The 11,075-nt window shown below is 35.3% G+C and carries 9 protein-coding genes and 1 pseudogene; 5 read left to right on the plus strand and 5 right to left on the minus strand.

The genetic code is table 11. From position 1 onward, the window contains the following. Positions 1-246 (plus strand): annotated as a pseudogene (locus tag ACH0CI_RS25725) (hypothetical protein); the annotation flags it as partial. A 200-nt stretch (positions 247-446) separates the two neighbouring features. Here ACH0CI_RS25725 and ACH0CI_RS25730 read toward each other — a convergent pair. Further along, positions 447-959 (minus strand): exosporium protein D, encoded by a 513-nt coding sequence (locus ACH0CI_RS25730; protein WP_098112978.1) that lies wholly within the window; start codon positions 957-959, stop codon positions 447-449. Positions 960-1,387: 428 nt separating this feature from the next. Continuing rightward, entirely contained in the window at positions 1,388-1,864 is a 477-nt protein-coding gene (locus ACH0CI_RS25735) for a hypothetical protein (RefSeq protein ID WP_033580848.1), read from the minus strand. Between the two features lie 598 nt (positions 1,865-2,462). Between ACH0CI_RS25735 and ACH0CI_RS25740 the strand changes: the two genes are divergently transcribed. Then, entirely contained in the window at positions 2,463-2,978 is a 516-nt protein-coding gene (locus ACH0CI_RS25740; protein WP_406902433.1) for a DUF4183 domain-containing protein, read from the plus strand. An 85-nt stretch (positions 2,979-3,063) separates the two neighbouring features. On the opposite strand, the gene ACH0CI_RS25745 is transcribed toward ACH0CI_RS25740, so the two are convergent. After that, entirely contained in the window at positions 3,064-3,348 is a 285-nt protein-coding gene (locus ACH0CI_RS25745; protein WP_028412741.1) for a DUF4183 domain-containing protein, read from the minus strand. A 318-nt stretch (positions 3,349-3,666) separates the two neighbouring features. Here ACH0CI_RS25745 and ACH0CI_RS25750 point away from each other — a divergent pair, with 318 nt between their 5' ends. The 3 genes from ACH0CI_RS25750 (at position 3,667) to ACH0CI_RS25760 (ending at position 5,571) form a co-directional block, all read left to right on the plus strand. Continuing rightward, positions 3,667-4,071, plus strand: coding sequence for a DUF4183 domain-containing protein (locus ACH0CI_RS25750; RefSeq protein ID WP_028412740.1), 405 nt, complete (start codon positions 3,667-3,669; stop codon positions 4,069-4,071). Between the two features lie 201 nt (positions 4,072-4,272). Continuing rightward, on the plus strand, positions 4,273-4,974 hold the full coding sequence (locus tag ACH0CI_RS25755; protein ID WP_406902434.1) for a DUF1796 family putative cysteine peptidase: 702 nt from the start codon (positions 4,273-4,275) through the stop codon (positions 4,972-4,974). A gap of 108 nt (positions 4,975-5,082) precedes the next feature. Then, complete coding sequence (locus ACH0CI_RS25760; protein ID WP_033580849.1) at positions 5,083-5,571, plus strand: spore coat protein; 489 nt, start codon at positions 5,083-5,085, stop codon at positions 5,569-5,571. A gap of 420 nt (positions 5,572-5,991) precedes the next feature. Here the strand turns inward: ACH0CI_RS25760 and ACH0CI_RS25765 are convergent, their stop codons facing one another. Then, the gene (locus ACH0CI_RS25765; protein ID WP_098112975.1) at positions 5,992-6,519 is read right to left on the minus strand and encodes a P-loop NTPase family protein; all 528 of its coding nucleotides are present in this window, start codon (positions 6,517-6,519) and stop codon (positions 5,992-5,994) included. Positions 6,520-6,671: 152 nt separating this feature from the next. Further along, positions 6,672-11,075 (minus strand): Ig-like domain-containing protein (locus ACH0CI_RS25770; RefSeq protein ID WP_406902435.1); only part of this gene is annotated, 4,404 nt, incomplete at its 5' end.

The following is an 11,075-nucleotide window of genomic DNA, read 5'->3' on the forward strand; positions in this document are numbered from 1 at the left end:
GAAAAAGACTACGGCAAAGATAAATGCAAAGACAAACACGAAAAAGACTACGGCAAAGATAAATGCAAAGACAAACACGAAAAAGACTACGGCAAAGATAAATGCAAAGACAAACATGAAAAAGATCATGGCAGAGATAAATGCAAAGATAAACATGAAAAAGATTATGGCAGAGATAAAGTTGTCTTTTACGAGAAAGACTATGCTAAAAATAAATGTAGATGCAGTAAAAGTTACTACAATTAAGCTATTTGATTCTAACTCTAATTACTTGTAACTAAATAAGTATCAAGAAAGGACTATTGACTCTCGGGTTAATAGCCCTGTTCTTTTTCACAGACAGAATGTCTAAAATATAGCTGCAGTAATCAAGATACTTAAAATTTTCTAGTAATAAAAAAACCACCATGCACAAAGTAAATTGTACATGGTGGTTTTTTATTATTTTAGAAGCAACAGCCTTTATTGGATTTTTTATTTTGACTGTTACAACCAATACAAAATGTTTTCTGTATAAAGACATTTAAAGTTCCAGCCGTAGTAGCAGAAGGATTCGAAACAGTTAATTTTTCAAAGTTTTCAACTTGAAAAGCTCTTGTAGAACCTGCAGGTATAGTCGCTGAGATCGGTAGCCTAGATCCTCTAACAAAAATTGATACCGTAAGACCAGTAGCTACACCAACACCAGTAGCTGCAGCTGATAACTGAAGAAGCGTTTTGTTATGGTTTCTAGTAAAGTCTTCAAAAACAGTTACATCCATAGCATTAGCAGGAACTGCAATAGTTAATGGGATATTTCCTGTTAAATTGGTTCCAGAACCCTCAATTGTATGATTTTCAATAAAGAATTTTTCATTCTCTTTTTTCTTATTATATGAACCCTTAGATGGGTAAGCTGCTTCTACATAATATACTTCATCGTTTTTATTATGGTGACGATAGCTTTTTATAATAATCACTCCTTTTTTATTTATATACTATTTTATTCATTTGTTTATAAAATGTTTGTGTGCTTGTCCAATAATAGTCATTTTCATAAAAAAAGTGATTATTAGACTATCTAATTTCAGGTTAACAACACGTTAAAGGAATTATTTGTATGTAGAGATAAGGTAATTAGAGTAGAAATTTCGCAGAGATTGGTTGTTTTATAAGCTAATAGAAACAGTAGTAGTGAAGTTTAAGGCGTAAACAAAGATGTAAAATTCAAGTACAATACAATGCTTTAATTGCAGAATTTCACCCCCTCACCATTTGGTGAATAGAAAATGCATTCATGCATGATTACTTTAACAATTAGAGCATTCACCTTTTGTTCCCTCTCAGGTTTCTTTCTGGAATCAAAAGGTGAATCTCCACACCTATACAAATACATATAATAAACTGTTTACAGAGTTAGTTTACGTTCATTGATCATTTTGTAAACTATATCTTCATTGTTTTCTAAAAGCTCTTTAGTAGTGGCACTATGGTTTTTGGCATGGCGAGAAAAATTCGCTTTGCTATACCATTGGTGACATAGAGGACAAGGTAATTCGTTTTCAACTTCATAATTAATTGACGTCCACCTAGTAGAAAAAAAAGGAGATTTATCTGTATTTTCCTTTGTATACGAAGTGTTTTCACGATGTATACGATTTTGTATTCGCTGTGTAGTTGCAGCAACTTCATTTGTACTGGCGTTGTATAGACCATCTTCTAATTCTTCTTTAATGAGCAAATATCCAGCTTCAGACATAGATAACCCTAACTCTTCACAACGTTGTCGAAATTGCTCATATATACTTTCAGGTAACCGAATGGGCAGAACCTTACTTGGTTCTTTTGCTTTTGATTGCCGAGCGTACTTATCCAATTTCCCCAACCTTATCACCTCATTTATACAATTTGTATATACATTCAATACAATTCTTTATTGTTCCTGCTAACGCCTTAACTACATCCTGTATACGCTATGTAGTTAAAGCGTTTTAGAGTGAAACCTATTTACTTAATAAACTTGGTGGATGAAGAGGTGAAAATTGTATCGATAATGCTCCTAAACAATGAGCCCGGATGATGCTAGTTATCAGTAGGATTCACTCTTAGGTTATAGATTCTATATCACTTATACTATCATTAGGCGCTCATTTACCAAGTAAATGAATACCATAAGTATTGGAAGTTCTATTTGAAGAAACAACTGAAAAACTTACAGTTATTTTAATATTTGTTAACAAACCTATATATAATCATTTCAGATAAAGAAGGCACGTGTGAATGTATATGTTGGACAAAAGTCGCTAGAGTAATATTTTTTCATCTTTTCCTTATAACAGCTATAAAAGGTCAAGTTATAATTAACTACTCTAATGTATAAAGAACCTCAAGGTTACCTTTCTTCTTTTATCCTTCTTGTATGTCTACTCTCCCCTTCACTGATTTAAGGTAGATGAAATTGCAATAAAAGGAGGTATTGACACTTGATACGTAGATACGTTCTCTGTAAAAAGATCTCTTACAAAAAAAAGAAACGAAAAGCTCATTGTTACAGATCACCCCATTCTGTATATGTTTCCAATTCACAATCTATATTGGTATTTTGTTCCATCCATAACCTCTGTAATCAAAAGTACAGAGGGCCTCAGGGACCTCAGGGGCCTCAGGGGCCTCAGGGGCCTCAGGGGCCTCAGGGGCCTCAGGGGCCTCAGGGGCCTCCACTCTCAGATTTAATTCCCTCCACTAATTTATTATATTTTACTTTTTCAGATGGTCAAAAACGCCTATATACCAATAATGATGGGATAGCTCAATATGGAACCACTGAAATATTGGCACCTGAAGAAGCTTCTTATATCAATTTATTTATTAATGGTATTCTACAGCCTCATATTAATTATCAAATTCAAAAAGGAAGCTTAACTTTACTCACAGAAGAAGTACCTTCAAAAGGGGTTCCTATTATTATCCAATTTGTGTTAATTAATAAGGAATTATAAAAAAGTTTATAAATTCTAAGATAGTCATAAAAAAAAGAACTGACTTCCCCAGTTGGGAAATCAGCTAAAAAATAGAATACATTAGTTAGTTTACAACAAACTCAACCACAATAGGGGTAGCAGAAGCAAGGGTGTCTCCATCAGGAATGGTAATAAAACTATTAGTAACTGTTGAAGTATCACCTGTTTGAATTTGCCCGTTAATATAAAGATTATAATAAGCAGGAGCAGTTGGAAAAACTGTAGCAGCTGTTCCTCCATCAGTAGTAAAAGCTGTAGCAAGAATACTATAGGTAGCGCCCGTACCTGTTCCTGCTCCTGCAGTGCTACTAAACCTTAAAGAATTCATAAAGGGCTTAACGATTGGCATTTATGATCCTCCCTTCTTAATTATTGAATTATTTATCGCTCTTCTTTTTTAAAAATTTTAAAATGCTTCTTTACGAATACACTTTGAAATCATTAAAGGAAATATAAAACAACGCTAATTCTCTATTTATTATTCTTCTACTTTAATTTAGAAACGGCAAAAGACCTAAATGGTAAAAAAGATTCTTCACCATTTAAAAATTTGGACTACCTCTATAGACTATTGACCGTGGCAAATAATAGAAATCTGACTATTAATAGATAGAGGGGATATTAACATTCTTTCTACATCCCATGCTTCGAAAGGAGAATAAGACATATGCCTATTATTAAACCTGTTTTTACAGCCACTAGTACAATTGCTGGAGATATTACAGTAGCAACAGCAACGAGTGTGGCTCCTACCCCAGCAAGATTTACAACATTTGTAACGGCCCCAATGGTTGCAGGAGGAGTCACATCGATACCTGCTGGAAGCTTTATTGATGATGTAGGAGCAACAATCACAGCTTTGCCTGATGTAACAGCTAATTCTTACGCTAATATATATATCAATGGAGTCATGCAACCTACTAATGTCTACACTTTATCTACTACAGCTTTAAATATTGATGATACTGTAACTGTTGGAGCACCTGTAATTGTAGAATTTGTTACTCACTCTGCAACTTCTACCTCAACTCCAACTAGTACGTTATCTGTCACTACCGTAATTAATACGTAATCCTATATAAAATAAAAAACATGACAAACCTTTAATATTGTCATGTTTTTTATTTTATATTGGAGTGTAACATTTGAATTTCCAATATAACTAATTGCTCTTTATATAGACTCGTAAAAAAGATTCTTTTTAAATATGCCTTTCATTGTCCAATCAACTGAAAACCCTATTCTATATACTATAGTGTAAGAAAATAAAGGAGTGATTGATATAAACTTACAAGATATAAAAGGCTCTTATAATTTGGTGGCTGGCTTAGGAAGCTGGTGTGGCCCAGCGCTTTATTCCGAACGTCACGGTTTGAGAAGGCATTCGTTTCCTCTTGATTGGATGCAATCTCCTTTTCTCCCTGACGTAAATATATTATTAAGAAACAAATTTCAAGGTTTTATGGAAGTAGAAAACATAATTGAAAAAGACATACTAGCTAATTATGTAGATGATAATGGATATCCTATTTTTAAATCCGGTACTTCTGAATCAATAAGAGCTCATTATGTTACAGATATTAAATATAACATTGACTCTGTTCACGACTTTCCTATGTTTCCTAACCAAGACTGGTCTGTCCAATACCCACCTTATAAAATAAGATTAGATCATCGTATTCAAACATTTCTTAATCAAATTGCACAAAGTCAACGTACGTTATTTATAAGATATGAATGGATGCCCACAAGCTACGAAGACGTAATTAACTTAAAATCAATTTTAACAGACATGACTAACGGTAACTTTAACCTTCTGTTAGTTGAGACTGTTGACGAAGAATTACCTGGAGTAAAAGACATGAATTTTGGAACACCTGAAGACAAAATTTGTTGGGTTCAAGTTTCGCGAGATAATTGCACCAATACTTCTGTTTGGAATGATTTATTAAGCGGAATAACACTATTAAATTAAACGTTACTCTTTTTTCCTATAATATATAAAAGAAAAGGGACAAGTATACAAGCAAACCTCCTTAATTTTCATATTAATATAATAGAAACATATAAAGGAGGTTACACTTTGAGTTGTTCTAAAAAAAGAAAGTGCTACTGTAGTTGTCTAAATTCCAAACCTTCAAGAAAAAAAGAAAAAAATTGTAAAAAAACAAGATGTGCAGAGAAAAATTATTTTTGTTCCAATAGATATAATAATGCACTTATTGAAACTGATACAAGACAAGAGATCCTCAGTGATCAAGTTTCTGATTCAATCATTCTTGTGAAAAACTCCTGTGATGTTACTATTACTGCAACAGATACACAGACAACCATATTTCTTCAAAGCTTCATACAAATATTAACCATTTTCTTACTTTCAATAGGTCTCGATGCCAATTCAATAAGGCTGTTTTTACAAGAAGTTTCTCAGACCGCAAGGTCACTTCAATTAAATAGACAAAGAGTTATCGTTAAAAACAGTAAAGGTGTCAATGTAACAACATCCAATAACGATACAGCTGTTTTTATACAAAATTTTTTACAAGCGTTGACCTTATTACTAACTCCTTAGAAAACCATTGAACCTTTAATAACCTGTTAATAGAATTGTTGAAAATACTATGCGAACAGAGTTATGACAAGTAGTATCTTCAATATATCCTCATAAATTAACTAACAGTGTACAAGCTATTGAAAATTCTTTGCTACTACAGCCTGTACACTATTTTATTACAGAGAAAGTTATCTAAAGCCACTGCATTTATAGAATGCCTATGTTACAACAAAACGCAAAACACTTTTTATAACCTCTATTTAAACGATTTTTCATAACTATAAAAGAGTTTTTCAGTCATCATAAATACATATGTAATACTCATAAAAAAGAAGCGTGTTAACACACATTCCATATCTAGGAACAAATAAGTAACGCTTGAAGGAAGAAATGGAGTAATTCAGTAACTTATAAATTACCTATAGGTAAACGTTTTTTCTATCCGTATTTCCCATTTCTTAATGTAGCAAGTAATTGTTCTAAATTGTATTTTCTCGCAATAGGAAATAAGCTTTTACCTGGTTCTCCTTCATACTTCTGAAAAAGATCCAATATAATAGGTCGGTTTTCTTCATGAAATCTATCTATTTTGTAAAAGCTTTGTTTAATCAGTTTTTCAGTTATTTTTATATGCATCTGTTGATTCTGTTCTCGTATTAAAAATCGTTCTTTAGATTCTTGGGGGACAACATCTAAAAAAATAATAATATCGGCTTTACTAAAACGTACATCATAAGTATCTACATATCCCCATCCCTCAACAATCCAACTCGCTGTATTTAACACCTTTTCCAACTTCTTTTTAAAATATCTCTTTCGTTGCCTAATTTGCGATATTCTTCTCATTTTAGGTTCTCTGAACCACAAATCTAAATGATGGATAGGTATATGCAAATTCTCACCTAACTGTGTAGCTAGTGTAGTTTTACCAGAACAACAATTACCAAATATAACAATTTTACACATAAATATCACCTCAATTCATATATAAAATTAAATCAAGCTATTTATTACCATTTTTATACATTTAATTATGCTCGCTACGTACAAAACATCATAAACCTTAATTGAAAAAGCTATCCAACAAATAACTTGTTGGATAGCTTTTTAGCTGCTACTTATTTCCTTATAACAAATTTAATAGTAACTTGAACCGATACCCCTTCTATACTTACTATCTGTACAACAGCTGAATCATCTCCTGCAAAGTTTACGTTAGGAATGTAAATGAACTCACCTGTCTCCGTGTTAAGTTTAAATTTACCGTTTTTCGTCCCCTTGAAGATTTGATATTTAAGAGGTAGGTTTTTGACTGTACAAGCATCAATTTCACCACATATTTTCTTGTTAATGGTTCCTTTTATGCATTGATCAGATACCTTTATAGGACATTTACCTTTTGATTTATTTTTGCGCGGATCTCGCAACGATTTCTTTTTATTTTTAGATTCACCAGGAACTGGTGTCGGTGCTGGCGATACTCTTCTTTCCACGATGAAAGTAAGTGCTGCTTCACTTGAAGCTCCATCCGAATTAGTGACCCTTATAATCACCCTATCGGTCCCCACAAAATTAACATTAGGAACATAAATGAACTGGCCTGTATTCTGATTAATTCTAAACTGACCATTTTGAGCACCTGTTATGGCTTGATAAATTAGTGGTAAAGAATTTGGATCAATAGCAATGAGCTGACCAGTAGTAAGAGTATTAACAAATAACTTTATTACTTGCCCTACCACATTAGGAGGCTGAGGGTCTCTGCCTACTACAACTGTTACCACTACCAGTAATTCTGTTCCTAGATCATCTCGTACTAATACAGTAAAGGTATCCGTTCCTACAAAATTAGGCGCAGGCTGATAGACAAACCTTCCATTGGAATCAACGGTTACGCTACCACTTAAAGGCGCTGTTGCTAGTGTATAATTTAATGGACGTGCCAGCAAATTTGTTACCTGAATATTACCAACTACTTGAACACCCTGCAAAGTAGCAAAGGTATTATTTCCTGGAGTAATTATATTATTGCTTGCGGTAGAATTAACAGTAACAATTGAAAACGCTTGTTGTCCGTCACTGTTTCTTACAGATACCACAAATTGATCCTGACCAATAAATCCTAAATTTGGTGTATAACTAAACGTTCCATCTGATCGTAGTACAAGTACTCCATTTGTTGGTGGGGTAGCCACAGCAAAGCTAAGAGGTCTTCCAAGTGCATCTGTTGCGATGATTTGGCTTTCAATAATTTGACCAGTTGGTGTAGTTAAAAGCTGATCTTCAACTGTAATTGGATCATTAACTCCCTGAATCAAAACAGTAACACTAGTTGTTGCTGACTGACCAAGATTATTTGTAACAATTACTGTGAAAGAATCTATACCAGTAAATCCGAGGTTTGGCGTGTATATAAATGAACCATCCGGATTAAAATTCACTGTTCCGTTTGCAGGTAAACTCTGAATTTGATAGGTTAATGGATTACCTAGTGCATCAACTGCCGTAACTTGACCGGTAACAGGTTGATTCGTTACTCCTTGAAGCGTAAGAGGGGTAACAACAATGCTATCTTGTTGTTCTTGAACAACTATCCGCACAATACCAATTGCAGAGTCGCCTCTGTCATTTTGAATTAATACAGTAAAACTATCTACTCCAAAAAATGCTGGGCTTGGTGTATAGCTAAACGTTCCATCTGCATTTACCACAGCTGTTCCATTGGATGGAGATGCATTTAAAGAAAATCTAATTGGTCTCCCAAGAGTATCAGTAGCCGATATTGTCCCTGAGACAGTTACACCTTGCTGAGTCTGTACTGTGACGTCTTGTGGTGTAATAGTACTTTGAACCGGATCAATTATAATTGAAACTGAAGCAATCGCTTGATCTCCTTGGTCATTTTGAACCAGAACGTCAAATTGATCTGTTCCACTCACACCAATAGTCGGTGTATAAACAAACGTTCCATCTGGATTTAAAATAACCGTTCCATAAGCAGGGAGATTGTTAAGGGTGTAGGTTAGTGGCCTATTTAGCTGATCTCGAACTGAAAGTTCACCATTTACACTCTGCCCTTCTACTGTTCGAACAATGGTATTACTGGCTACAATTTGATTAGCCAATTGTGTAACAGTTATTTGAACCGTAGTAGCTGCATTTAAACCCGTTTCGTTTTGAACAGACACTGTAAAAGAATCCGTTCCGATGAATCCTGGATTTGGTGTATACGTAAAAGTGCCGTCTGGGTTTAGTATTAAAATTCCATTCACTGGTCCGCCAAGTAAGGTATAAGTTAATGCTTCTCCTTGTGGGTCAATAGCTGCAATACTTCCTGTTACAGGCTGCTGTTCGGTTGTTGATAGTGCTTGATTAGCTACAATTGGCGCCTGTTCTATCGGTCCCTGAGTGACAACAGAAATAGTTGCAACAGCTGTATTGCCAAGAACATCGCTTACAAGTACTTGAAATTGATCTGTTCCAAAGAATCCAGGATTTGGCGTATAGATAAATGTCCCATCTGGGTTAACTATGACAGATCCACTATTTGGATTAGACGTAAGCGTATAAAACAATTGGTTTCCACTCAAATTTGTAGCACTTACTTGCCCAGAAACTGGCGTATTGAATAAAGTCGTTATTTCAGTATTTACCACTGAAATTCTGTCTCCTACTACTACTGTCACAACAGCATTAGCAATACTTTGATTTCCAGCTGAATCTATAACAACGATATCAAAGATATCTTCTCCTGTGAATCCAGGATTTGGCGTATAAACTAAAGTTCCATCTTGATTTAATACAACAGTTCCATTTGATGGCGGAATGGCTACAGCATAACTTAATGGAGAGCCTGCTGGATTCACAGTAGCAATAGACCCACTTACAGGTTGATTTGCTAAAGTAGTTAAAGTTAGCCCTTCAGCGCTAATCGGTAAATCTTGAGACTGAACTTCTACAGTAATAGTTCCAAACCCCTGGTTTCCAAGAGGATCTCTGGCAAAAACAGAGAATGAATCTGTTCCTACAAAACTTGGGTTCGGCGTGTACGTAAATGTTCCATCTGAATTAATAATGGCAGTACCATTAAGTGGTGCTAAATTTAGACCATATACTAGTGGATCTCCTTCAGGGTCAAAGGCAGGAATTTGCCCTGTTACAAACTGACCCTGTACAGTTGATAGTGATAAATCTACGACAATCGGTGGTTGGTTCACTCGAATTACACTGATAGTTACAAGAGATTGTGCACTAGCTCCACGACTATCCCTTACCTCCACTGTGAAAGAATCCAAACCAATAAAATTAGGGTTTGGGGTATACAAAAAGGTGCCATCTGGATTTACCACAGCTGTTCCATTAAAAGGGGTACCCGATAAACTAAAAGTGAGTAAATTATCGTCTGGATCTGTGGCAAAAACTTGCCCACTAATTGCTACATTTTCTATAGTCTGAAGGATAACATCACTCGTAATTGGCGAATTGTTCACGTCAATGACTGTAACATTTACAATAGACACTGCTGTAAGACCTGTTGAATCTTCTACGATAACCGTAAATAAATCTGGACCTACATAATTAGAATTAGGTGAATATATAAAACTGCCATCTATATTTACTGTGGTGCTTCCATTCACTGGAGAAGTTCCTAAGCGATAAGTGAGCAGATCTCCATTGGGATCACTTCCTACTACCTGGCCAGTTACAGATTGATTTTCAAGAGCAGTAATCGAATAATTAGGTACAATGGGTGGCTGTTCAACTGGTATAACAATAACAAATACATTCGTAATAATAAACTGTCCAGTTGGATCGGCTATACGTACAGTAAACGTATCATTTCCAGCAAAATTCTCGTTTGGTACATAAGTGAATAACCCTTCTTGATTGATTACTGCTGTTCCATTAGTCGGTAAATCTTGTAAGGTGTACGTCAGGGGATCTCCTTCAGGATCAGTTGCTACGATTTGGCCTGTAACAGGGCTTTCTTCAAAAGTAGTAACCGTAATAACATCTGGACCTACTGGTGGATCATTTACTGGAAGAATCGTAATCGTGATGGTGGAAATGGCTGTTCCTCCTTGGCCGTCGCTTACTACGACACTAAAGCTATCTACCCCGTTGTAATTTTCATTTGGCGTATACGTGTAGGTTCCGTCTGGATTTACTACCACCGTTCCATTCACCGGACCTGTCAGTAACCCGTACGTTAGGGGATTTCCGTCCACATCTGCTGCCACCACTTGGCTATTTAAACTCGTGTCTTCGTTGATCACAAACTCATAGTTCGGCACCACTGGTACATCGTTCACTGGCGTGACCGTTACTAATACATTTGTCACTATAAATGCGCCCGACGGGTCGCTTATTAACACCGTAAATGTATCCGGACCATTATAATTTCCATTTGGTGTATACGTGAACGTACCATCTGGATTTACCGCAGCCACTCCGTTTGTTGGCGGATCTTGTAAGCTGTACGTCAGCACCTCTCCATCTGGATCAAACGCTGTAATTTGACT

The organism is Priestia sp. 179-F W1.4 NHS, assembly GCF_045369295.1.
GTDB lineage: Bacteria > Bacillota > Bacilli > Bacillales > Bacillaceae_H > Priestia > Priestia zanthoxyli.